Here is a 23,417-nt window from a genome sequence, read left to right as displayed (position 1 = left end):
CGCCCAGCTCAGAGCGCCCGGAGGCCGCTGATCACGTCGCGCAGAATACTCTCGTCGGGCAGCTCGGCCGGGGGTACGGGGCGTGTCACATGCACCATGTCGTCGGCGACGAGGTCCCCGATGAGCACCCTCACCACGCCGACGGGCAGGTCGAGCTCGGCGGCGAGTTCGGCGACGGACTGGGGCGCGTCGCGGCAGAGTTCGACGATGTCCACGTGTTCCGGGGACAGCGAGTGGTCCGCCTCGGGATCGTCGGCGTGCTGTTCGGTGACCACCACCGCGATCAGGTCGAGGCGGTGCTGGCCCGCACTGGTGGTGCGGCCGCGTGTCATGGCGTACGGACGGACCACCGGTCCGGCGTCGTCGTCGAACCAGTGGCGTGCGTCCTGGCCGTTTCCCTGACCGTCTCCGCTCATGTCATCCCACTACCCACCGGCGGGCAGATCGGTGCGCGGAGCGGCGGCCAGATGCGCGCCGACCCGCTTGACGAGGAGCGTCATCTCGTAGGCAACCTGGCCCACGTCCGAGTCGGCGTCGGCGAGGACGGCGAGGCAACTGCCGTCGCCGGCGGCCGTGACGAAGAGGAACGCCTCGTCGAGTTCCACGACGGTCTGCCGGACGCTGCCCGCCTCGAAGTGCCGGCCCACCCCCTTGGCGAGGCTGTGGAAGCCGGACGCGACGGCGGCGAGGTGCTCGCTGTCCTCCCGGGTGAGGTCCTTGGAGGCCCCGGTGGGAAGGCCGTCGCCGGAGAGCACGATGGCTTTGCGGATGCTGGCGACGCGGTCGACGAGTTCGTCGAGCAGCCAGTTCAGATCACCGGTCCGGCTGCCGGTCGCGGTGGGTTCTGCGGCCTTCGGTGCGGTCATCGACCGTCCCCCTCTGTCGTTCGTGGTGCTGAGCCGTCCTGGGCCTGGTCGCCCACGGCGTTCTCCTCGCGGCCGCGCTGCCAGCCGCGCTGGAGCGAGGCCATCCGGCTGCGTACTTCGTCCGCGTCCCGTTCGGCGGGGTCGGGGCCCGCACCGTCGCGGGTCGTGTCCCGTTCGGCGAGGCGCGCGGGTCCGTCCTTCAATTGCGGTGCCAGGCTGGCCTGTCGGACCCGTCGGGGCAGTGGAGTCGCGTTCGTTTCCGACTCCCCCGTGTCCCTGTCGGAGCGCGGGAGGGTGTCGTCCGGGCCTGTCGGCGCGGCGGCGCCGCGGGTGCGCTGGGGCAGTGCGGGCGCATCGCGGAAAGCGGCCGCACCGCGTTCGAAGGCCTCACCCGAGCCGGGGGCCGTGCGCAGCCCGGGGGCGCCGGAGCGGTCGTCGCCGCGCCGGGCGGAACCCGCGGAACGCTCACCGCGTCGCTGGGGCAGCGGCTTGGCTCCCTCGAACTGCGCCGTACGGCGCTCCGGGCGATCCGCGCCCTCCCCGGTTCCCTGGCCGGAGGGCGTGCCGCGGCCCCGCACGGGCTCCAGGTGCTGCGCCGACTCGATGTCGTCGGACACCTCGTCCTGCGTCTCGCCCCGTCGCGATCGCGTCGGGGAGACGGGACGGCCGTGGGAGCTGACGAGCTTGGGCGTGCGGCGCCGCGGCAGGGGGACCGGCCCGGCGCCCGGGCGGTCGGCGTCCGCGGACCGGGCGGGCTCGTCACTGCCGTCCCGGGCCTGCTGGTGGTGCTCGGCCGGGACTCCGGCGATGGAGGTGCGCGGGCGGAAGAGGCCGCCGCGTTCGCTGTCGTCGTCGCCGAGCGCGCCGGGGAACCCGGTGATCGCGTCGAGTTCGACGGGTGCCTCCAGCTCGACCGGGCCGTCCAGGATCGAGGGCGGCAGTCCCGGCAGTCGCACCGGCGTCTGGGAGAGTGCCGCGGTGCGACTCTCCTCCGTCGCGCCTTCCTTGGTGGGCAGGGTGCGGTCGAGACGGAATCCGATGCCGTTGGTGTCCGGCACGTCGTCGGTGAGCAGGGCGTCGGCGATGAAGACGACCGCGGTGGTCCCGCCGTACGGGGACGGCTGGAGGGAGACGCGGACGTTCTGCCGCTGGGCGAGCCGGCTCACCACGAAGAGTCCGAGCCGGTCGGTGTCGGAGAGCTCGAACTCGGGGGTCTCGGCGAGGCGCAGGTTCGCGTCGAGCAGCGCTTCGGCGGCCATACCGAGGCCGCGGTCGTGGATCTCCAGGGTGAAGCCGTTGGCGACGCGCTCGCCGACGACCTGGACGGCCGTGTGCGGGGGCGAGAACACCGTGGCGTTCTCCAGCAGCTCGGCGACGAGATGGGTGAGGTCGGCGACGGCGGGTCCCGTGACGGCGACGCGTGGCAGCCGGCGCACCTCGATGCGCTCGTAGTCCTCCACCTCGGCGACGGCGGCCCGGACGATGTCCATGAGCTGGACCGGCTTGCGCCACTGCCGGGAAGGCGCGGCGCCGGAGAGGATGACCAGGCCCTCGGCGTGCCGGCGCATACGGGTGGTCAGGTGGTCGAGCCGGAACAGGTCGGCCAGCTCGTCGGTGTCCTCGGTCCTGCGCTCCATGGTGTCGAGCAGGGTGAGCTGCTTGTGGAGGAGCACCTGGCTGCGGCGTGCGAGGTTGACGAAGACCTCGGAGACGCCCTCGCGCAGTTCGGACTGTTTGACGGCGGCCTCGACGGCGGCGCGCTGAAGGGTGTTGAGGGCCTGGCCCACGTCACCGATCTCGTTGCGGTCGTACTCCAGTCGTGGCACTTCGGTCTCGACGTCGACCTGTTCACCCGCGGAGAGGCGGCGCATGACGCTGGGCAGCCGGACGCCGGACGCCTCGTGGGCCTCCAGGCGCAGTCGCCGCAGGTCGCGGATGAGGCTGCGGCCGATGCGTACGGACATGACCAGGGAGACGAGCAGGGCGATGAGACCGATCACGCCGGCGACGACCGCCTTGAGGATGACGGTCATGGCCACGGGCCTGACGCGGTCCTGGTAGCGGTCGCCGGCCCGGTCGTCGAGCGTGCCCAGGTCGTCGAGCACATGACCCGCGGCGGTGTCCCAGCTCCTCGCGGTGACGCCGCGCGGGGAGCCTGCGGGGGAGGTGACGACGGCCTGCTCGGCCACTCGCAGGGGTGCCGTGTCGGCGTTCTTCCAGTAGCGCTCGTAGCGTTCGCGCTCCGAGGAGGGCAGGAGCGGCAGGCTGATGTCGTAGAGGAGGGTGCGCTGGGCGATGAGGTCGGAGATGTCGCGCAGTTCGTCGCGGGTGGTGCGCCCGGCGACCAGCGCGGAGCCGAGGAGCGCGTCCTCGCGGGAGAGCAGTTCACGTGCCCGGGCCACGTTGACCAGGGCACGGCCCTCCTTGTCCACCTCCACGTCGTCGACCACGTGAAGGTTGGCCATCAGGACGTAGCAGGGGTCGATCAGCCGGTCGTACAGGTCGAGGGCCTGGGACCGGTTCACCGTGCCCTCTTCGACGCTGCGGCGCAGCGAGTCGATCCCGTCGACGGCGTCGAGGATGGACGTGAGCCGCTCGGTGGTGCCCTCGTTCATCTCCTCGCGCACGTCCTTGTCGCGGGAGTTCTCCCGCACCTTGGCCACGATGCGGTCCGTGGCGGCGCGGCTCCGCTTGAGCGCGGCGAGGCCGTCGGAGGCTCGCGGGTCGGCCAGGTAGACGAGGGTCTGGCGGCGTTCCTGCTGGAGGACCCTGACGGTGTCCTCGGTCGGATATCCGATCTTCTTCACGATGTCGGACACGCTGAACAACCGGCTGGCCTCACGCCCCGTGAGCACGGTGGCGAAGGCCCAGATCGCGGTCAAGGACACCAGAGGCACGAGGAGCAGCGCCACGATCTTCCGGCGGATGGACTTCCCGCGAAAGCGCATGGCCTCCCCCAGCTCGACCCCTCCGGTTCGGGGGGTACACCTGTGCGTCAACAAACGGCGTGAGCCTACTACTGACACACAGGTAACTCGAAGGCCTGTCCGCACCCACTCCGGCCCCGACGGGGAACAAGACATGGGGAGTTGTCCGTTCATTGGGGGAGATTGCCTCCCTGAATCCGCCTTCCGGGGCCGGATCCCAACGAAGGAATAAACTTGGTCAGTTGGCCGGAATTCTTCGCTCGCCGGGAATCTTCGACGCTGGTCGTTCGTCTTTATGTACGGGAGTTGAGGGCGGAATCGGCCACAGGCGCCGCATGACGCACTCAGGCGGCGTAAAAGAGCGCAAGCCGGGCAGCCACTGGGGAGCGGGTGTTGCAAGACACTCGTGCGAGATGGCTGCTGGGCGGTGGGGAGTGACGAGTTGATGGGCACGGCGGAGCGGAGCGGGACACTCGAGGCACGGGTTGCGACGCGCGAGGCGGCACAACAGGCCCCGCAGGCACCGGATCGCGACATACCGGCAGCTGGGCGCGATCCGCGTGACCGGCCGCGAGCGGCAACGGAAGAGCGCGACCGGGCGGGAGCCCGGCGGTCGGCCCGGGAAGGCCGGGGCCGGGCCGACGAGAAGGGCACCGTCACGGACGCGGACGCATACGAAGAGGACGAGGCACGGGCGTACTACCGGCCGCTGTGGATCGAGGAGCCCGCGCGCAAGCGGCGGTTGCCCGATCCGGTGCGTACGTCGGCGGTGCGGGCGGTGGTCATCATCTCGGTGACGCTGACCCAGGCGGTCGTCGCCTTCCTGTGCACGGTGACGGGGTCGTGGCTGGCCTTCCCGATGGTTCTGAGCAGTGTGGCGAGCACGGTCGTGGCCACCTGGGCGGCACTGGACGTCTGGGTGACCCGGCAGGTGTGGAACCAGCGGCACGGTGTGGTGTCGGAACCGAGCAGCACCGCGCGGGCGCTGCGGCGCGAGCGTCGCAAGGCCCGACGTCACGCCCGGGTATCGGCGCGGGCGCAGGAGCGGATACGCAGGCGGGGCGCGGCCGGACAGCTGTCGCACTCGTAGCGGCCCTGAGGCCGGTCCTCACAGAGGCGCCGGCTCCACCGGGTCGGCGGTGCGCGCCAGTTCACGCCGGACACGCAGGAAAGGGCGGGGCCGGTTCACGGAGAGCACTGCGGTCGTGCGGTCTCCTCGCTCGTACAGGGCGAGGACACCGTCCGCCGTCGGTGCGCCGTCGTCGAGATAGCCCTCGACGATCCGCACCGTGTCCGCCGGATGACGTCGCCCGGCGAACTGGATGCGCGCCCCGTACTGGTCGGACCAGAAGTAGGGCAGTGGCCGAGCGGACTCGACCGTGCGTCCGGCGAGCAGGCTGGCGACGGCGGCGCGGGGTTGTTCGGTGGCGGAGGTCCAGTGCTCCGCACGGATGCCGCCCACGCGCGCGACGTCGCCCACGGCGACCACGTTCGGCAGAGCGGTCGCACAGCCGGCGTCGCAGACCACTCCGTCCTGGAGGTGGAGCCCCGAGTCGGCCAGCCAGCCGGTGTTCGGGACCGCCCCGATCCCGACGATCACGACGTCGGCGGGCAGCACGCGTCCGTCGCGGAGTTCGACTCCGGTGACGGCGCCGTGGGCTGCTCCGCCCGCCCGGAACCCGGCGACCGCCGCTCCCGTCACGAGACGGGTGCCTGCGCGACGGTGGAGTGCCGCGCACACGGCGGCCATCTCCGGGCCGAGTTGAGGCACGAGGGGCAGCGGGGCGACCTCGACGATGGTGACGTCGTGGCCGAGGGCTGTGCAGGAGGACGCGGTCTCGGCTCCGACGAAGCCTCCGCCGACGACCACCACACGGCGTGGCCCCGCGGTGAGTTCGGCACGCAGGGCGCGGGCGTCGTCGAGGGTCCGCAGGGTGTGCACGCCGGGGAGACCGTCGCCGGGGAGGCGTCGGGCGGAGGCTCCCGTGGCGACGACCACACCGTCCGTGGGGACAGTACGGCCGTCGCCGAGGACGACGGCGCGGCCCCGGGTGTCGAGGCCGCGGGCGCCGACGCCGAGGAGCCATGCGACGTCGAGCTGCGCGCTCTCTTCGGCGTCGGTGAGGGCGAGTTGGTCCTCGCCGGCGTGGCCGGTGAGGAAGTCCTTGGAAAGGGGAGGTCTGTCGTAGGGGAGGTGGGGTTCGGCGCCGACGATCACCAGTCGGCCGTCGAAGCCCTGAGCGCGCAGCTCTCGGGCGGCGTACAGGCCGGAGAGGGAGGCGCCCACGACGGTCACGGTCCTCATCCGGGCCGCCTGTCCTCGAGTGCTTCGACTTCGCACGATGCATGCTCGGGCCGTACACGTCCGGGGAGCTCAGGAGGGAGAGTGCCGGCTTCGGCACCGCTCCCGGGCCGGGCGCGGCAGGCGCGGGCGGGAGATACGGCCTTCATGCGGCGGTGCCCTCCTCCGCGGCGAGGTGGACGTGGATGATCCCGTCGTCGACGGTGACGCGGTGCGTACGGACGGGGCGGCGCGCGGGGAGGCACGTCGGGGAACCGGTGCGGAGGTCGAACGAGGCCGCGTGCAGCGGGCATTCGATGAGGCAGCCCTCCAGCCAGCCCTCCGAGAGGGAGGCGTCCTGGTGGGTGCAGGTGTCGTCGATGGCGTAGAGCTCACCGTCGGCGTTGAACACGGCGACCGGTGGTGTCGTCCCGACGCGGACGGATTCGCCGACGGGGAGGTCTTCAAGGCGGCAGACGGGAATCATGGGCCCCCCTCTCGGTCCGGACGGTTCGTCCGCGACCTCTCAGGTCCAGGGGCGTCGGGAACCTTCCCGGTTCCGGACGCTTCGGTAACATGATGTTTCGCATGGCGCACGAGGGAGCGCTATGCGCAACAGAATCCGCGCGGGTGTCCCGTCACGTCAAGGGCTTCCCGCAGATGCGGCCCAAACCGGGCCGTCAGGTGGTGAGAGTTGACCTATGACCCGCACGCAGAAGCAGGCTGAACGCACCGAGGACACCCCCGAGAAGCAGAGCGGCCGGGGCGCGGGCAGCGCCGTCCAGTCGGTGGACCGCGCCGTGAGCGTTCTGGAGATCCTGGCCCGGGTCGGCGAGGCGGGCGTCACCGAGATCGCCGAGGAACTGGACGTGCACAAGTCCACGGCCTTCCGCCTGCTCGGGGTCCTGGAGAACCGCGGCCTGGTCGCGCAGGCCAAGGACCGGGGCAAGTACTACCTGGGAGCCGCCGTGCTGCGGCTCGCGGGGGCGGCGGCGGTGCGCCTCGACATCTCCCAGGAGGGGGTACCGGTCTGCCGCGAACTCGCCGACGAGCTGGGGGAGACCGTCAACATCGCGGTGCTCGACGACGACGCGGCGGTCAACATCATGCAGGCCCGCGGCACCGCATCCGTCACCGCGCAGAACTGGCTGGGAAGACGCACCCCGCTGCACGCGACGTCCAGCGGGAAGGTCCTGCTCGCGCACATGCCGCCCACCCTGCGGGAAGGTCTGCTGGCGCGGACCCTGCCACGCTTCACGGAGCGCACGATCACCGGGCCGTCCACGCTGCGCGGGGAGTTGGAGGCCGTGATCGAGCAGGGGTACGGGCTCACTCTGGAGGAGCTGGAGTTGGGGCTCGCCGCCGTCGCGGCACCGGTGCGGGCGCACGACGGCAAGGTGATCGCCGCCATCAGCGTGTCCGGGCCGGTGTACCGGATGAACGCGGACCGGCTGCCGGAGCTGGCGAAGCGGACGGTGGCGGCGGGAGCCGAGTTGTCCCGGCGGATGGGTTACGGCTTCTGAGGCGATGAGTGGCCGCCCGGCGCTGCCGGGCGGTGCGGTGGGGTGCGGTGCGCGTCGGCAGTCCTGTCGGCCGGCCGGCCGACAGGACTGCCACCCAAGGGAGTCGAGGTCCGCTCCCCCGCGCGAGCAGGCCCGTTCGTCGGTGACGCGGGGCCGGGTGATCCGGCCCCGCGTCGCTGTGTGTCCACCGCGTTTCGGGGCTCCCGTTCCTTTTGCCAAGGGTTAACTCCCACCCCTTGACGGCTCCCTGACGGCATTCTCAAGATGTTCCTCATCGCGCAACCCATCGTGCAATGCGCAACAGCAGAGGAGCTTGTCGTGCCCCACGAGGTCCGTGCCGTAGTCGCTGTGAAGAAGGGCGCACCGGTCGAGGTGCATACGATCGTCGTTCCGGACCCGGGGCCGGGCGAGGTGCTCGTCGATGTCCAGGCGTGCGGGGTCTGCCATACGGATCTGCACTACCGGGAGGGCGCGATCAACGACGAGTTCCCGTTCCTGCTGGGCCATGAGGCCGCGGGAACCGTCGCGGCGGTCGGCCCGGGTGTCGTCGACCTCGCACCGGGCGACTACGTGATCCTCGCGTGGCGCGCGCCCTGCGGCACGTGCCGTTCCTGTCGCCGCGGCCGCCCCTGGTACTGCTTCGACTCGCGCAACGCCACCCAGCCGATGACCCTCCTCGACGGCACCCCGCTGAGCAGCGCCCTCGGGATCGGGGCCTTCGCCGAGAAGACGCTGGTCGCCGCAGGACAGGCGGTGAAGGTCGATCCGGCCGCACGGCCCGAGGCGGCGGGGCTGATCGGCTGCGGGGTGATGGCCGGATACGGCGCCGCGGTCAACACCGGGAACGTCGGGCGCGGTGACACGGTCGCCGTCATCGGCTGCGGTGGCGTGGGCAACGCGGCCATCGCCGGCGCCTGCCTGAACGGCGCGATGAAGGTCATCGCGGTGGACATCGACGACAGGAAGCTCGACCTGGCGGAGCGGTTCGGCGCCACCCACACGGTCAACTCGCGCGGAACCGACCCCGTCGAGGCGGTCCGGGCACTGACCGGCGGTTTCGGGGTCGACGTCGCCATCGACGCGGTGGGCCGATCGGAGACGTACAAACAGGCCTTCTATATGCGCGACCACGCCGGTGTTCTCGTCCAGGTCGGCGTCCCCGACCCCGAGATGACGGTCGACCTCCCGCTGATCGACCTGTTCTCGCGCGGCGGCGCCCTGAAGTCCTCCTGGTACGGGGACTGTCTGCCGAGCCGGGACTTCCCGTTCCTCATCGACCAGTACCTGTACGGGTTGCTCGACCTGAACGCGTTCGTGAGCGAGACGATCGCCCTCGACCAGGTCGAGGAGGCCTTCACGAAGATGCGCCGGGGTGAGGTGCTCCGTTCCGTCGTGGTCCTGTGACGGGATCGGAGCGGTCGCCCTCGACGCCCGTGGACGGCGAACCCGACCCCGCTCCTGAGCGGTTCGGCTCCCCTGCCACTGAGCGCTCTCACTCCCCCACCCCGCAAGGAGGGGCATGTCCAGCACTCCCGCACTCCGTCCCCGTGTCGTCGTCATCGGCGCCGGTATCGTCGGCTGCTCCCTCGCGGACGAGCTGACCGCCCGCGGCTGGACCGACGTCACCGTTCTCGAACAGGGCCCGCTGCCCGCCCCGGGCGGCTCCACCTCGCACGCACCGGGCCTGGTGTTCCAGACCAGCCCCTCCAGGACTCTCGCCGCGTTCGCGCGGTACACGGTCGAGAAGTTCTCCTCGCTCCAGGTCGACGGCGGCTCCTGCTTCGACCAGGTGGGCGGCCTCGAACTCGCCACGACCCCCGAGCGCCTGGCCGAACTGCACCGCAGGGCCGGCTACGCCACCGCCTGGGGCATCCGCGGCGAGATCGTCGGCGCCGACCGGTGCAAGGAACTCTGGCCGCTCATCGACCGGTCGGTCGTCCTCGGCGGTTTCCACACCCCGGACGACGGACTCGCCCGAGCCGTCCTCGCGGCCCGCGCCCAACTGGACCGCGCCACCGGAAGAGGAGCCCGCTTCCTCGAACGCCACACGGTCACCGGAATCGAGCAGGCGGAGGGCAGGGTCACCGCGGTCGTCACCGACCGGGGCACGTTCCCCGCCGACCACGTAGTGTCCGCGGCCGGCTTCTGGGGCCCCGTCATCGGCCGCATGGCCGGCATCGACGTGCCCCTGCAGCCGCTCGCGCACCAGTACGCCAGGACGCGGCCGCTCCCCGATCTGGCGGGAGCGGACGCGGAGGCCTCGAAGCCCATCCTCCGGTTCCAGGACCGCGACCTCTACTTCCGCGAGCACCACGACCGCATCGGCATCGGCAGCTACGCCCACCGGCCGCTGCCGGTCGACCCGTTCGCGGTGCTCCCGTACGACGCGGCACGCGCGCGCGGGATGGAGATGCCGTCCTCGTACCCGTTCACCGAGGAGGACTGGGCACCGAGCTGGGAGGACTGCCGCCGGCTGCTGCCCACGCTGCGCGCGACGGAGATCGAGGAAGGGTTCAACGGCGTCTTCTCCTTCACGCCGGACGGCATGCCCGTCCTCGGGGAGTCACGGCAACTCCGCGGATTCTGGCTGGCGGAGGCCGTGTGGGTCACGCATTCGGCGGGGGTGGCCAAGGCGGTCGCCGAGTGGATGGTCGACGGGCGTGCCTCCGTCGACCTGCACGAGTGCGACCTCACGCGATTCGAGGACGCGCAGCGTTCACCGGCGTACGTCCGTGAACGCGGTTCACAGCAGTTCGTCGAGGTGTACGACGTGCTGCATCCCCTCCAGCCGATGGAACACCCGCGCCCGCTGCGCGTCAGTCCGTTCCACGCCCGGCAGGAGCGGCTCGGCGCCTACTTCCTGGAGGGCGGCGGCTGGGAACGCCCGCACTGGTACGAGGCGAACGCCCCGCTCGTCGACTCCCTCGGTCCGCTGCCCGAGCGTGACGCCTGGTCGGCCCGCCACTGGTCACCCGTCGTCGCGGCGGAGGCGAGGGCGACCCGGGAGAGAGTCGCCCTCTACGACATGACCCCGCTGCGCCGTCTCGAGGTCACCGGCGCCGGTGCCCTCTCCTTCCTCCAGCGCATGACCTCCAACAACCTCCGCAAGAAGCCGGGCTCGGTGACCTACACCCTGCTCCTCGACGAGTCGGGCGGGGTGCGCTCCGACCTCACCGTCGCGCGGCTGGCCCCCGACCGGTTCCAGGTCGGCGCCAACTCCCCCGCCGACCTCGACCGGTTCCTGCGGTACGCCCCGCGCGACGTGCACATCAGGGACATCACGTCTGGCACCTGCTGCATCGGGCTCTGGGGACCGCTCGCCCGCGATCTCGTCCAGCCGCTGACCCGGGACGACTTCTCGCACGAGGGCTTCGGCTACTTCCGCGCGAAGGAGACCTACATCGGCCATGTCCCCGTCACCGCCATGCGGTTGAGCTATGTCGGAGAGCTGGGCTGGGAGCTGTACACCACGGCGGACCTGGGACTCCGGCTCTGGGACACCCTCTGGGAGGCGGGCCGGGCCCACGGTGTGATCGCCGCCGGACGGTCCGCCTTCAACTCGCTCCGCCTGGAGAAGGGGTACCGGTCCTGGGGCACCGACATGACCGACGAACACGATCCCTACGAGGCGGGACTCGGTTTCGCCGTCCGCATGGACAAGGACGGCTTCGTCGGCCAGGACGCCCTCCAGGGACCGGCCGCGCGGACACCGGCGCGCCGGCTCACCGCGCTCCTTCTCGACGATCCGGCCGCCGTCGTCCTCGGCAAGGAACCGGTCCACGTCGACGGCACCCCCGCCGGCTACGTCACCAGCGCCGCGTACGGCTACACGCTCGGCCGCTGCGTGGCCTACGCGTGGCTGCCCGTGCTCCCCGCCGGAACGGGCGTCCACGTCGACTACTTCGGCGAGAAGATCCCCGCCACCGTCTGCGACGAACCGCTCTTCGATCCGGAGATGAACCGAATCCGCCGTTGAATCCGATGAAGAGGCAAGAGCCGGACAAAAGGATCGAGGAGGCCCCGTGTCCCCCACGTACGACGTGATCGTGATCGGTCTCGGCGGTATGGGCAGCGCCGCCGCCCACCACCTCTCCGCGCGCGGTTCCCGCGTGCTCGGGCTGGAGAAGTTCGGCCCCGTGCACAACCGGGGCTCCAGCCACGGCGGTTCGCGCGTCACCCGCCAGTCCTACTTCGAGGACCCGGCGTACGTCCCGCTGCTGCTGCGCGCCTACGAGCTGTACGACGACCTGGAGCGGGCCACCGGCCGTGACATCGCCACCCTCTGCGGCGGCGTCATGGTGGGGCCGCCCGATTCGCGGACCGTCGCGGGATCCGTCCTCTCGGCCCGGCAGTGGGACCTGCCCCACGACATGCTGGACGCGGCGGAGATCAGGCGCCGCTTCCCCACCCTCAACCCACGCGACGACGAGGTGGCGCTGTTCGAGGCCCGGGCCGGACTGATCCGCCCCGAGAACACCGTCGCCGCACACCTCCAGCTCGCCACCCGGCAGGGCGCCGACCTGCACTTCGAAGAGCCGATGACCCGCTGGGAGCCGTACCGGGACGGCGTGCGCGTCCATACGGCGGAGAACACCTACACGGCCGGGCAACTCGTCATCTGCCCCGGCGCGTGGGCTCCGGAGCTGCTCACCGATCTCGGGGTGCCGTTCAGGATCGAGCGGCAGATCATGTACTGGTTCCAGCCGCGCGGCGGAACCGCCCCGTTCGTGCCCGAGCGGCATCCGATCTACATCTGGGAGGACGCGGCCGGCGTCCAGGTGTACGGCTTCCCCGCCATCGATGGACCGGACCTGGGCGCCAAGGTCGCCTTCTTCCGCAGGGGCGGTGTCGAATGCACCCCCGAGGACATCGACCGGACGGTGCACGAGGACGAGATCCGGGCCATGGCGGACCAGATGGCGCGCTGCATCCCCGATCTGCCCGGCACTTTCCTCAAGGCCTCGACCTGCATGTACTCCAACACCCCCGACGAGCACTTCGTCATGGCGCGTCATCCCGCGCATCCGGAGTCGGTCACCGTGGCCTGCGGCTTCTCCGGACACGGATTCAAGTTCGTGCCGGTCGTCGGCGAGATCCTCGCCGACCTCGCCCTGGACGGCTCGACCGAGCACCCCATCGGCCTGTTCGACCCCCACCGCCTCGCCGCCGCGACCGCCTGAGGAGCCCCCGTGACGACGATCCCCGCCTCCCCGTCCCCGCTCTCCCCCAGCCTCATCGCGACCCTCCCCGGGCGGTACTACACGGACCCGGAGATCTTCCGCCAGGAGCAGGAGCGGCTCTTCGAGTCGATGTGGTTCTGCGCGGTCCGCTCCGGGGACCTCGCCCGGCCGGGAGCCTTCCGCACCGTGCAGATCGGCCGGGAGAGCGTGCTCGTGACCCGCTCCCGCACGGGAGAACTGCGCGCGTTCCTCAACGTCTGCCGGCACCGCGGCGCCCGGTTGTGCACCGAGGAGTCGGGCGAGGTGCGGCGCAACCTCCAATGTCCGTACCACGCCTGGACGTACGACCTCGACGGCCGGCTGGTGGCCGCTCCGAACCTGGTGAAGATGCCGGACGTCGACCGCGTCGCGTACGGCCTGGTCAGCGTCGCGCTGCGCGAGTGGCTGGGGTACGCCTGGGTGTGTCTGGCCGCCGAACCGCCCTCCTTCGAGGAGACGGTGATGGGCGCGGCCGTGGAGCGCCTCGGCACCGCGGCGGCCATCGAGCACTACGGCACCGAGCACCTCGCGCTCGGCTGGCGGGTCAGCTACGACGTGCGGGCGAACTGGAAGCTGATCGTCGAGAACTTCATGGAGTGCTACCACTGCGCGACGATCCATCCGGAACTGACCGAGGTGCTCCCGGAGTTCGCCGAGGGGTACGCCGCCCAGTACTACGTGGGACACGGCGCCGCGTTCGGGGAGGAGATCAGGGGGTTCACCGTCGACGGCAGCGAGGGGTTCGCCAGACTTCCCGCTGTCGCGGACGAGCAGGACCGCCGCTACTACGCGATCACGGTGAAACCGACGGTCTTCGTCAATCTGGTCCCGGACCATGTCATCCTGCACCGCATGTTCCCGCTGGCCGAGGACCGTACGGTCGTCGAGTGCGACTGGCTCTACGCCCCCGAGGTCGTCGCGTCCGGCGCGGACCTGTCCAAGTCGGTGGAGCTGTTCCACCGGGTGAACGAGCAGGATTTCGCGGCGTGCGAGCGGACCCAGCCGGCGATGGCGTCGCGGGCCTATCGCAACGGTGGTGTGCTGGTCCCGACCGAGCATCACATCGGGATCTTCCACGCGTGGTTGATCGCACGACTGGGAGGCCCACGTGCCTGACCTGTACATCGACGGAAGCTGGCGCGGCGCACTCGACGAGCGCACCCGGGAGATCCGCTGCCCCGCCGACGGCTCCCGGGTCGGCGTCGTCGACGAGGCGGGCGGCAAGGACACGGTGGAGGCGATCGCCGCCGCGCGCCGCGCCTTCGACGAGGGACCCTGGCCGACGACTCCGGCGGCCGACCGCGGGGATCTGCTGCTGCGCGTGGCCGACCTCCTCGTCCGGGACAAGGACGCGCTCGCCCGTGCCGAGTCGCTGGACACCGGCAAGCGACTCGTCGAGAGCGAGTACGACATCGACGACATCGCCAACTGCTTCCGCTACTTCGGCCGGCAGGCGACCGCCGAGACCGGCCGGGTCGTCGAGACGGGCACGCCGAGTGTCGACAGCCGTGTTGTGTACGAACCGGTCGGGGTCTGCGCACTGATCACGCCCTGGAACTACCCACTCCTGCAGACGGCCTGGAAGGTCGCTCCGGCGCTCGCCGCGGGCAACACCTTCGTGCTCAAGCCGAGCGAACTGACCCCGCACACGGCGATCCATCTGATGCGGCTCCTGGAGGAGGCGGGGGTGCCTCCGGGCGTCGCCAATCTGGTGCTGGGCGCGGGCCCCGAGGCGGGCGCCCCGCTCGCCGACCACCCGGACGTCGACCTCGTCTCCTTCACCGGGGGCCTCGCGACCGGGAGGGCGCTGATGGCCGCGGCGGCCGGGACGGTCAAGAAGGTCGCGCTCGAACTCGGCGGGAAGAACCCCAACATCGTCTTCGCCGACGCCGACTTCGAGACGGCCGTCGACATGGCACTGACGGCGGTCTTCCTGCACTCGGGTCAGGTGTGCTCGGCCGGCGCGCGGCTGCTGGTCGAGGACGGGCTGCACGACCGGTTCGTCGACGAGATCGTCCGGCGTGCCTCCCGGATCAGACTGGGCGGGCCGTTCGACGAGCGGGCGCAGACGGGGCCGCTGATCTCGGCGGCGCACCGCGAGAAGGTCGAGGCGTACGTCGCCCGGGGGCTGGCCGAGGGAGCGGTGCTGCGCTGCGGAGGCGAGCGTCCGACGGGTCCCGGCCTGGACGACGGCTTCTACTATCCGCCGACGGTACTGGACGAATGCAGCGGCGACATGTCCGTGGTGCGGGAGGAGTCGTTCGGGCCCGTGCTCACCGTGGAGCGCTTCAGCGGCGAGGCCGAGGCGGTACGCCTCGCCAACGACACGATCTACGGTCTCGCCGGCGCGGTGTTCAGCACCGATGAGGCCAAGGCGCAGCGGGTCGCGGCCCGGCTGCGGATCGGCACGGTGTGGATCAACGACTTCCACCCGTATGTCCCGCAGGCCGAATGGGGAGGGTTCAAGCAGTCCGGATCCGGGCGCGAACTCGGCCCGTCGGGTCTGGCCGAGTACCGCGAGACGAAGCACATCTGGCGCAACACCGATCCCTCCCCGCAAGGCTGGTTCGGCTGACCCGACCGCCGGGGCGGGCCCGGCCGGCCCCGGCGCACCCCGCGGACACGGCGCCCGCGCGAACCAGCCCCTCAAGGAACCCGGCACCCGCTCAGGCCGCTCCCTCACCCCGCCCCCAGGACCACCTGGAGTCCGCTCATGTCCACCACCGAGCACCCGACAGGACCACAGCACGACGACGCCGAACTCGCCGAGTTCGGGTACAGGCCCGAACTGAAGCGCACCCTCGGCAGCTTCCACACCTTCGCCGCCGGCATCAGCTACATCTCCATCCTCACCGGCACCTTCCAGCTCTTCTACTTCGGCTACGGCAGTGGCGGTCCCGCCTACTGGTGGTCCTGGCCGATGGTCTTCGTCGGCCAGTTCATGGTCGCGCTCTGCTTCGCGGAGCTGGCCGCGCGCTATCCCGTCGCCGGTTCCGTCTACAACTGGTCGAAGAAGATAGGCAATCCGCATCTCGGCTGGCTGGCCGGCTGGATGATGCTCGTCGCCTCCATCGTGTCGATCTCGGCGGTGGCGCTGGCCTACCAGCTGACGCTCCCGCAGATCTCGGACGTCTTCCAGTTCGTCGGGGACGGGACGGGCAAGTACGACGTCGCGACCAACGCGGTGGTGCTGGCCACGGTGCTCATCCTGTTCACGACCCTGGTGAACGCCTTCGGCGTGAAGCTGATGGCCACCATCAACAGCGCGGGCGTGTTCATCGAGCTGATCGCCACCGTCGTCCTCATCGTGCTGTTCGCCGTCCACATCACCCGGGGCCCGCAGGTGGTCACGGAGACGGCGGGCACGGGATCCGGTCATTCGACGGGGTACCTGGGCGCGTTCCTGGTGGCCTCGCTGGCCTCGGCGTACGTCATGTACGGGTTCGACACGGCTGCCTCGCTCGGCGAGGAGTCGCTCGATCCCTCGCGCAACGCGCCGCGGGCCATCATCCGCGCCATCGTGGCGTCGTTCGTCCTCGGCGGTCTGGTCCTGCTGCTGGCGCTGATGAGCGTGTCCAGCCTGAACGGCGGGAAACTGTCCACGGACGGGCTGCAGTTCGTGGTGCTGGACGTGCTCGGTCCGACGGCCGGCAAGGCGATGCTGTGGTGCGTGCTGATCGCGGTCACGGTGTGCGCCCTGGCGGTGCACACGGCGGCGATCCGGCTGGCCTTCGCGATGTCCCGGGACAACAATCTGCCCGCGTCGTCCCTGATGGCCCGGGTCAGTCCGCGCTTCCGGACCCCGGTGCTGCCCGCGGTGGTCATCGGGATCCTGGCGGTGGCGATCCTCGTCGTGAACATCCGCCAGCCGCAGATCTTCACCGTGGTGACGAGCATCGGCATCATCATGATCTACCTCGCCTACCTGGGGGTGACGGCGCCGATGCTGGTGGCCCGGCTGCGCGGCCGGTGGCAGCCGGCGGGTGAGGGCAGGTTCTCGCTGGGCCGGTGGGGTCTGCCGGTGAACCTCGTGGCCGTGGTGTGGGGCGCGGCCATGACGGTCAACCTGATCTGGCCGCGCGCCGAGGTGTACAACGCGGCGGCGCCGTTCCACTGGTACCTGCGCTGGGGCGCGGTGCTGTTCGTCGCGGTCATCGCAGGAGGCGGCTTCGCCTACTACTGGTTCGTCCAGCGGCACCGCACCGGTGTGCTCGACTCGCACCGGCCGGATCCCGCCCCGACGGCCCCGCTCACCGCCCCGGCAGCCGACTGATGGAGGGCAACAGCGCATGAGCATCGATGAGTTCGACTATGTCGTGGTGGGCGGTGGCACCGCGGGCAACGTGGTCGCCGCCCGGCTCTCCGAGGATCCGTCCGTCACCGTGTGCGTCCTGGAGGCCGGTCCCAGCGACGTCGGTGACGAGGACGTCCTCAGACTGGACCGCTGGATGGGTCTGCTGGAATCCGGTTACGACTGGGACTATCCGGTCGAGCCGCAGGCCAGCGGCAACAGCTTCATGCGGCACGCCCGGGCCAAGGTGCTCGGCGGCTGTTCGTCGCACAACTCGTGCATCGCCTTCTGGGCACCGGCGGAGGACCTGGACGACTGGGCCGCCGCCGGCTGTACGGGCTGGGGCTCCGCAGACCTTTTCCCGCTGTACCGGAGGCTGGAGTCGAACGACGCTCCCGGCGATCACCACGGCCGCACCGGGCCGGTGAAGCTGCGCACGCTCAAGGGCGAGGACCCGTGCGGCGCGGCCCTGTTGGAGGCGTGCGCCCAGGAAGGCATCCCGACGACCCCGTTCAACAGCGGGACGACGGTGGTCCGGGGAGCCAACTGGTTCCAGATCAACTCCGACGAGAACAACATCCGGCAGTCCTCATCGGTGGCGTACCTCCACCCGGTCATGGGCAAGCGGCCGAACCTTGCGGTGCGGACGGGAGTGCGGGCGAAGAAGCTGGTCCTGGAGGGGCGGAGGTGCGTGGGCGCGCAGTATCTGGACCCGGATCTCGTCCACACCCGGACGGTCCGCGCCCGTCGCGAGGTGATCGTCTCCTGCGGTTCCGTCGACACCCCGAAGCTGCTGATGCTGTCGGGGATCGGCCCGGCGGCGCATCTCCGCGAGGTCGGTGTGGAGGTGGTCGTCGACGCGGCGGGGGTCGGCGAGAACCTCCAGGACCATCCCGAGGGCGTCATCATGTGGGAGGCCCGGCAGCCCATGCCCACCACGTCCAGCCAGTGGTGGGAGGCGGGGATCTTTTACGACACCGAGCCGGGCCTGGACCGGCCGGACCTGATGTTCCACTACGGCTCGGTGCCGTTCGACATGAACACCGCGCGGCACGGCTTCCCCACGTCGGAGAACGCGTTCTGCCTCACTCCGAACGTGACGCGCGCGAAGTCGCGCGGCACGGTGCGGCTGCGCACCCGGGACTACCGGGACAAGCCGATGGTCGACCCGCGCTACTTCACGCACGAGCACGACGTGCGGGTCATGACGTACGGGCTGAAGCTGGCCCGGCGGATCGCCGCGCAGCCGGCGCTGAGCGGCTGGGCGGGGGCGGAGCTGGCGCCCGGCCCCGAGGTCCGTTCCGACGACGAACTGCTGGACTACATCCACAAGACGCACAACACCGTCTACCACCCGTCCTGCACCGTGAAGATGGGCGCGGACGACGACCCGTCGGCCCCGCTCGACGCCCGGCTGCGGGTCAAGGGGGTCGGGGGCCTGCGGGTCGCGGACGGCTCGGCGATGCCGGATCTGATCTCCGTGAACCCGTGCATCACGACGATGATGATCGGCGAGAAGTGCGCCGACCTGGTGAAGGAGGACGCGCGGACGGGCCCCTGAAGCCCCGGCCCCGCCGGGCGCCCGAGGAGCCGCGCGCAAGACCGTGACCGGTGCGCGGCTCCCTGGCCGGGTCCCTAGGGGGTGACCGGCGCCGGGCGCTTGTACATGCGTGTCGCGGTGATCTCGGTGTGCGCGGCCTCGCCGGCCGGGGCCTCCTTCGGGAGTCCCGGCCGGAGGTGTTCCTCCACGCTGATGTACTTCAGCCCTGCGCGCAGGTCCGCGTCGTTGCGCAGGCGGATGACGAGCGGGAACTCGGCGAGCGCGGTCGTGTCGAACAGGCCGGTGGTGTAGAGGAGTTGGACGCCGAGCGCGTCCGACACGGCCCGCTGGAGCTCCAGCAGGTAGGTCGCGTTGGCGCGGCCGATGGGGTTGTCGAGGAAGAGGGTGCCCGCGTGCCGGTGCTTGTCCCGGCCGCGGTCGTTGCTCCGCAGGGCCGCCATCGTGCAGTACAGCGCGATGGCGGCGGTGAGCAGCTGACCGCCGGAGAACACGTCGCCCATCTGTCCGACGGGGACGCGTTCGGCGCGCAGGACGGCGTCCGGCTTGAGGATCTCGACGGCGACGCCCCGGGGCTGGAGTGCGGCGCCGACGCCGCGCAGCAGCAGGGACATGCCGTCGCGCCGCATGTCGGAGTTCTTCTTGACGGCGGCGCGGGTCGCCTCGTCGACGACCTCTCCGAGCCGCTCGGTGAGGGTGGCCTGGTCGGGCTCCTCGAAGCGGATGCGCAGGAACTCCTGCCCGGACCACTCGCCGAGGCCTTCCGGGAGCCGGGACAGGCGCTGCGCCGACCGCAGGGTGGCGAGGGAGGACTCCACGAGTCCCCGCAGCCGGTCCACGATCGAGTCGCGGTTGCGCTCCAGCTGCTCCAACTCGTCGGTCAGCACGCGCAGTCGGGGCGCGAACGCGTCCGCCCACTTGTGCGCGTGCTCCGGCAGCGAGGAGGCGGGCAGCTCACGGATCTGCTGCCGCGCGGGGGTCCGCACCTGCTCGTAGCGGGTGGAGTTGGCGTGCCGTACGAGGATGTCGCAGGCCTCACGGACGGCACCCTCGGCCGCACTGAGGTCGGCGGCGCAGCCGCGCAGCGAGCGGCGGCTCTCGGCGGCGGAGTGCCGTGCCTCCTCGAGGCTCCCGGGGTACGGCTCGGGCTCCTCCTGCTCCTCGTCGGAGTGCTCGCGGAGCAGGTCCCTGAGCAGGGCGGACGTCTCGTCGAAGCCGCCGGCCGCGTCCTCGGCGGACCGGTGGGCGCCGAGGAACTCGCCGTGCGACTCCCGCGCCCGCTCCAACGCCTCGGCCCGGGTGGCGAGTTCGGTGGTGGCGGTGCGGAGCAGGGCCTGGGCGTGCTCGGCGTCGCGCGGCACGAGATCATCGGCCAGCTCGGTGTGCGCGCCGCCCTCCTCGGGCGCGTGCCGCTCCGCCTCACCGCGCAGCCGCCCGAGCTGCTCGCTCGCGGTGGACATCCGGGTCTCCAGGAGCTGCACCAGCTCGTCGGCGCGCGCGACGGCGGCCTGCCGGGAGGGGCCGTCGGATCCGTCGGGCGACTCCAGGAGCTGGGCAGCCCGGGTGCGGACCTTGTTGCTGAGGCGGTCGAGATCGGCGAGGGCCGCGCTCTCGTCGCTCTCGGCGCGTGCCTGCTCGGCCCGCAGGTCGGCGCCGACGCCGACCTTCTCGTAGAGCTGGGACGCGGCCCGGTAGGCCTCCCGCAGGGCGGGCAGCGAGGACTGCGCGGCCGTGTCGTCCTGCGCCACGTCGTCCGGTGCGCCGGCGATCTCCGCACGCTCCGCCCGCAGGGCGCGGGCCGTGCGGCGGGCGTCGTCGGCGGCGCGCTGGGTGGCGCGGCGGTCCTCGTCGGCGGCGCGGGCGCGCTCCAGGCACTCCTGGGCGCGGGCCTCGGACTCGGCGGCCTCGTCGGCGAGTTCACGGAGCCGGACCTGCCATCCGGCGCGTTCACGGAGCCGGAAGGCGAGTCCGGCGAGTGCGTCGGCGGCGCGCCGGGCCTTCTGCGCGGCCTCCTGTCGCTCGTCGCGTACGTGGGCGGCGTCGGCCGCGGTTTCATCGGCTTCGGCCCGGACGGTGCGTGCCTCCGTCAGCTCGGCCTCGGCCTCCTCGGCGAAGGCCCGCGCGTCCCGGGCGGTCGCGGCGAGTTCGACGAGCCGTCCGGCCGGACAGCCGGTGCGCCAGGACGCGAGCCGTGCCGCCAGTTCCCGGTCCTTGCCGAGGCGGGCGGCGAGCGTCCGGATCTCCTCGTCCCGCAGACCCGCGCGGGCCCGCAGCGCCTGGCGCTCCTCGTCGGCCGCGTGCTCGTCGTGCATGGCCGGGTTCGGCGGTACGAGGAAGACGCCGGCGTCTCCCGCGTCGTCGGCCGGGGTCGGGGCGAGCAGGGCGGCGGCCGTACCGACGGCGACCGCCGAGCGCGGCAGCAGGGCGGCGTCGCCGAGCGTCTCGCGGGCCCGGGCGTGGGTGTCCGGGTCGGTGATGATCACGCCGTCGACGAGTTCGGGGCGGGCGGCGAGCACGCGCGCGTGGTCGACGGGGTCGACGGCCTGGGCGAGGTAGCGCCAGCCGGGGAGCGCGGGGATGCCGTGTTCGCCGAGGTACTCGACGGTGGCGAGGACGTCCGGGCCGGGGGGCAGCAGGCCGCCGTCGCCGAGTGCTCCGAGGATGCGCGCGTCGTCGGCCGCGGCGGTGCGCAGTTCGAAGAGGTGGCGTTCGGCGGAGGCGACGCCGTCGTCGAGGAGTGAGCGCAGGTCGTCGGCGTACCGGTCGAGCTGTTCGGGTGTCAGGGGCGCGCCGTCGGTGAGGGCGGCGGTGCCGTCGGTCTCCTCGTCGCGGCGGGGCCGGGGCACGGCGCCGGCGCCGCGGGTGTCGGCGCCCGGCAGGCCGAGCAGCTCCACGAGCCGCTCCTCCTCCGCGAGGGCCTCGGCCGTGCGGCGCTCCGCGGCGTACGAGCCCTCGGCGGCGGTCGCCGCGTCCGCCGCGCGGGCGGCCGTCAGTTCGGCACGGGACTCGGTGGACGCCGCCTCGCGCGCGTGGTCGGCGGCGCGCCGGGAGGCCTCGCGGGCGGTGCCCCAGCCGGCGACGGCGGTCTTCTCGGCGTCGCTGGCGGCGAGGGCGGCGCGGGCCGGGTCGGCGTCGGGGGCGGTGTCGTCCAGCCAGCCGGCGCGGACCGCCTCGGCGGTCTCCTGCTCGACCTCGGCCAGGCGTTGCTTCAGGTGGCCGACCTCGCTGCGGGCGCGCTGGGCCGCGGTGGCGGCGGCCGTCGCGTCGGCGTGCGAGCGCTCACCGATCTCCTGGAGGCCCGCGGACCGCTCCTCCTGCTCGTTGGCCAGGGACTCGGCGCCGTCGGCGGCCCGGTGCAGGGCGCGTACGAGGTCGACGGCGGCCCGGGCGCGAGCCGCGAGGGCGGGTGCGGCGTCCCGCTCGGCCTCGCGGATCGCGGCGGCCACGCGGGTGGAGCGGTCGGCGGCGGCGCGGTGCCGCAGCACGGCTTCGGCGGCCTGCCAGGCGGAGTGGAGGGTGCGCGCGTCGGCCAGCTCCCGCTTCTGCGCGGCGGCCGACTTCTCCGCTCCGGCGAGGGCCAGGGAGGCGTGCCGGTAGGCGAGTTCGGCGGCGATCAGCGCGCTGCGCTCACGGGCGCCCTCGGCATGGGTGACGGCGTACGCGGCGGCGGTGACCCGCTGGGCGAGCTCTCCCGCGCGCACCCGTTCCTGTACGGCGCGTGCCGACAGTCTGCGGGCGAGGGTCCGGGTCCGTCGCTCCGCGCCGGAGTGGATGTCCCGTGCGCGGGCCCGTGCTTCGCCGGCGTCGACGATGCGTCCCAGCAGGTCGACGGACCCGGCGGTGAAGTCGCGCTCGGCGATGAGTTCGGCGCGCCGTCCGAGCTTGTTGCCGAAGCCGCCGACCAGGTCGGCGAGTCCGTCGGTGTCGCGGGTGTCGGTGACGGCGCGCAGCAGCAGGTCGGTGAAGTCGGAGTCCTTCTTGACCGCGAAGAGACCGGCGGCCTCACCTTCGTCGGCGTTCATCTCCCGCTGGTAGCGGAAGAGTTCGGGGTCCAGTCCGAGGTCGCCGAGGTGTTCGTTCCAGCGGTCGTGGATCTCCTCCCAGTGGACTTCCAGGTGGGGGTACGCCTTGCCCGCCTCGGTGATCGCGTCCCGGAAGCCCTTCATGGTGCGGCGCCTGCCCTGCGCGCCGGAGGCTCCCTCGGCGAGGGGCCGTACGGCGGTGGCCTCGGCGACGGGCAGGTTGTCGAGGCTGAGTCCGGGACCGGGCCGGAACGAGTACCAGGCCTCGGCGAACTTCCTCGGGTCGTTGGAGACCTGGCGTCCGCGCCATTCGCTCGCCTTGCCGACGACCACGCACTCGCCGGTGATGGTGTGCTGCCACTCCAGGGCGACGTGTCCGCAGTCGTCGGCGAGGAGGAACTTGCGCAGCACACCGGAACTGGCGCCGCCCAGGGTGTTGCGGTGGCCGGGCAGCATCACCGAGAAGATCAGCTTGAGCAGGACCGACTTGCCGCCGCCGTTCTCCAGGAAGAGCACGCCGGCGGGGGCGGGGCGGCGCGGCGGGCCGACCGGCTCCTCCGCGAAGAACTCCGCCTGGGTGGGCGCGGGGTCGGGCACGGGCTCGCCGACTCCGCGCAGGTCCAGCACGGTGTCGGCGTAGCGCGCACCGGCAGGCCCGATGGAGTAGAGGCGGACCCGGGACAGCTCGTACATGGCGGCGGACTCTCGTCGTCGTGAGGGGAGGTGGGGC

Annotated in this window: 15 protein-coding genes; 9 read left to right on the top strand and 6 right to left on the bottom strand. The window is 71.9% G+C overall.

Translation table 11 applies throughout. The features are described 5' to 3' along the window. Positions 1-8: 8 nt before the first annotated feature. Genes OG406_RS32910 through OG406_RS32900 form a run of 3 tightly spaced genes read right to left on the bottom strand, consistent with a single transcriptional unit; the run spans position 9 to position 3,814 of the window. Positions 9-416 (bottom strand): DUF742 domain-containing protein, encoded by a 408-nt coding sequence (locus tag OG406_RS32910; protein WP_081223249.1) that lies wholly within the window; start codon positions 414-416, stop codon positions 9-11. A 9-nt stretch (positions 417-425) separates the two neighbouring features. Next, a complete protein-coding gene (locus OG406_RS32905; protein WP_081223250.1) occupies positions 426-866 on the bottom strand; it encodes a roadblock/LC7 domain-containing protein in 441 nt (146 codons plus the stop codon). After that, positions 863-3,814: a nitrate- and nitrite sensing domain-containing protein gene (locus OG406_RS32900; protein WP_329189213.1), complete on the bottom strand. Its 2,952-nt coding sequence runs from the start codon at positions 3,812-3,814 to the stop codon at positions 863-865. Before OG406_RS32900 ends, OG406_RS32905 begins: the two co-directional genes overlap by 4 nt. 424 nt (positions 3,815-4,238) lie before the next feature. On the opposite strand from OG406_RS32900, the gene OG406_RS32895 reads away from it, so the two are divergent. Next, on the top strand, positions 4,239-4,883 hold the full coding sequence (locus tag OG406_RS32895) for a hypothetical protein (RefSeq protein WP_329189212.1): 645 nt from the start codon (positions 4,239-4,241) through the stop codon (positions 4,881-4,883). 18 nt (positions 4,884-4,901) lie between these two features. Here the strand turns inward: OG406_RS32895 and OG406_RS32890 are convergent, their stop codons facing one another. Beyond that, the gene (locus OG406_RS32890; RefSeq protein WP_329189210.1) at positions 4,902-6,098 is read right to left on the bottom strand and encodes an NAD(P)/FAD-dependent oxidoreductase; all 1,197 of its coding nucleotides are present in this window, start codon (positions 6,096-6,098) and stop codon (positions 4,902-4,904) included. Between the two features lie 142 nt (positions 6,099-6,240). Beyond that, complete coding sequence (locus OG406_RS32885; RefSeq protein ID WP_164369460.1) at positions 6,241-6,561, bottom strand: bifunctional 3-phenylpropionate/cinnamic acid dioxygenase ferredoxin subunit; 321 nt, start codon at positions 6,559-6,561, stop codon at positions 6,241-6,243. A gap of 214 nt (positions 6,562-6,775) precedes the next feature. On the opposite strand from OG406_RS32885, the gene OG406_RS32880 reads away from it, so the two are divergent. The 8 genes from OG406_RS32880 (at position 6,776) to OG406_RS32845 (ending at position 18,668) form a co-directional block, all read left to right on the top strand. After that, positions 6,776-7,597, top strand: coding sequence for an IclR family transcriptional regulator (locus tag OG406_RS32880; protein ID WP_266611941.1), 822 nt, complete (start codon positions 6,776-6,778; stop codon positions 7,595-7,597). Positions 7,598-7,915: 318 nt separating this feature from the next. Then, the gene (locus OG406_RS32875; RefSeq protein WP_329189208.1) at positions 7,916-9,001 is read left to right on the top strand and encodes an S-(hydroxymethyl)mycothiol dehydrogenase; all 1,086 of its coding nucleotides are present in this window, start codon (positions 7,916-7,918) and stop codon (positions 8,999-9,001) included. A gap of 115 nt (positions 9,002-9,116) precedes the next feature. Next, positions 9,117-11,573, top strand: coding sequence for a GcvT family protein (locus OG406_RS32870; RefSeq protein ID WP_329189206.1), 2,457 nt, complete (start codon positions 9,117-9,119; stop codon positions 11,571-11,573). 46 nt (positions 11,574-11,619) lie between these two features. Beyond that, complete coding sequence (gene solA / locus OG406_RS32865) at positions 11,620-12,777, top strand: N-methyl-L-tryptophan oxidase (protein WP_164369463.1); 1,158 nt, start codon at positions 11,620-11,622, stop codon at positions 12,775-12,777. Between the two features lie 9 nt (positions 12,778-12,786). Then, positions 12,787-13,932 carry an aromatic ring-hydroxylating oxygenase subunit alpha gene (locus tag OG406_RS32860; protein WP_329189204.1) on the top strand — a complete coding sequence of 382 codons (1,146 nt, stop codon included), beginning with the start codon at positions 12,787-12,789 and terminating at the stop codon, positions 13,930-13,932. Beyond that, positions 13,925-15,391, top strand: coding sequence for an aldehyde dehydrogenase family protein (locus OG406_RS32855; protein ID WP_329189203.1), 1,467 nt, complete (start codon positions 13,925-13,927; stop codon positions 15,389-15,391). The genes OG406_RS32860 and OG406_RS32855 overlap by 8 nt, the downstream gene beginning before the upstream one ends. A gap of 138 nt (positions 15,392-15,529) precedes the next feature. After that, positions 15,530-17,089 carry an APC family permease gene (locus OG406_RS32850; protein ID WP_329189201.1) on the top strand — a complete coding sequence of 520 codons (1,560 nt, stop codon included), beginning with the start codon at positions 15,530-15,532 and terminating at the stop codon, positions 17,087-17,089. Between the two features lie 16 nt (positions 17,090-17,105). Continuing rightward, entirely contained in the window at positions 17,106-18,668 is a 1,563-nt protein-coding gene (locus OG406_RS32845) for a GMC family oxidoreductase (RefSeq protein WP_329189199.1), read from the top strand. 74 nt (positions 18,669-18,742) lie between these two features. Here the strand turns inward: OG406_RS32845 and OG406_RS32840 are convergent, their stop codons facing one another. Next, positions 18,743-23,380 (bottom strand): hypothetical protein, encoded by a 4,638-nt coding sequence (locus tag OG406_RS32840; RefSeq protein ID WP_329189198.1) that lies wholly within the window; start codon positions 23,378-23,380, stop codon positions 18,743-18,745. Positions 23,381-23,417: the final 37 nt, after the last annotated feature.

It is taken from the genome of Streptomyces sp. NBC_01428 (assembly GCF_036231965.1).
Lineage (GTDB): Bacteria > Actinomycetota > Actinomycetes > Streptomycetales > Streptomycetaceae > Streptomyces.
Note: the sequence above shows the minus strand (reverse complement) of the source record. Positions and strands in the feature narration are given on the sequence as shown.

What these genes read in the sequence shown, in the direction of transcription:
- OG406_RS32870 (WP_329189206.1), top strand. Translation starts at nt 9,117, where the DNA reads ATGTCCAGCACTCCCGCACTCCGTCCCCGTGTCGTCGTCATCGGCGCC.
- OG406_RS32845 (WP_329189199.1), top strand. Translation starts at nt 17,106, where the DNA reads ATGAGCATCGATGAGTTCGACTATGTCGTGGTGGGCGGTGGCACCGCG.
- OG406_RS32895 (WP_329189212.1), top strand. Translation starts at nt 4,239, where the DNA reads ATGGGCACGGCGGAGCGGAGCGGGACACTCGAGGCACGGGTTGCGACG.
- OG406_RS32850 (WP_329189201.1), top strand. Translation starts at nt 15,530, where the DNA reads ATGTCCACCACCGAGCACCCGACAGGACCACAGCACGACGACGCCGAA.
- OG406_RS32840 (WP_329189198.1), bottom strand. Translation starts at nt 23,380, where the DNA reads ATGTACGAGCTGTCCCGGGTCCGCCTCTACTCCATCGGGCCTGCCGGT.
- OG406_RS32880 (WP_266611941.1), top strand. Translation starts at nt 6,776, where the DNA reads ATGACCCGCACGCAGAAGCAGGCTGAACGCACCGAGGACACCCCCGAG.
- OG406_RS32905 (WP_081223250.1), bottom strand. Translation starts at nt 866, where the DNA reads ATGACCGCACCGAAGGCCGCAGAACCCACCGCGACCGGCAGCCGGACC.
- OG406_RS32900 (WP_329189213.1), bottom strand. Translation starts at nt 3,814, where the DNA reads ATGCGCTTTCGCGGGAAGTCCATCCGCCGGAAGATCGTGGCGCTGCTC.
- OG406_RS32910 (WP_081223249.1), bottom strand. Translation starts at nt 416, where the DNA reads ATGAGCGGAGACGGTCAGGGAAACGGCCAGGACGCACGCCACTGGTTC.
- OG406_RS32890 (WP_329189210.1), bottom strand. Translation starts at nt 6,098, where the DNA reads ATGAGGACCGTGACCGTCGTGGGCGCCTCCCTCTCCGGCCTGTACGCC.
- OG406_RS32885 (WP_164369460.1), bottom strand. Translation starts at nt 6,561, where the DNA reads ATGATTCCCGTCTGCCGCCTTGAAGACCTCCCCGTCGGCGAATCCGTC.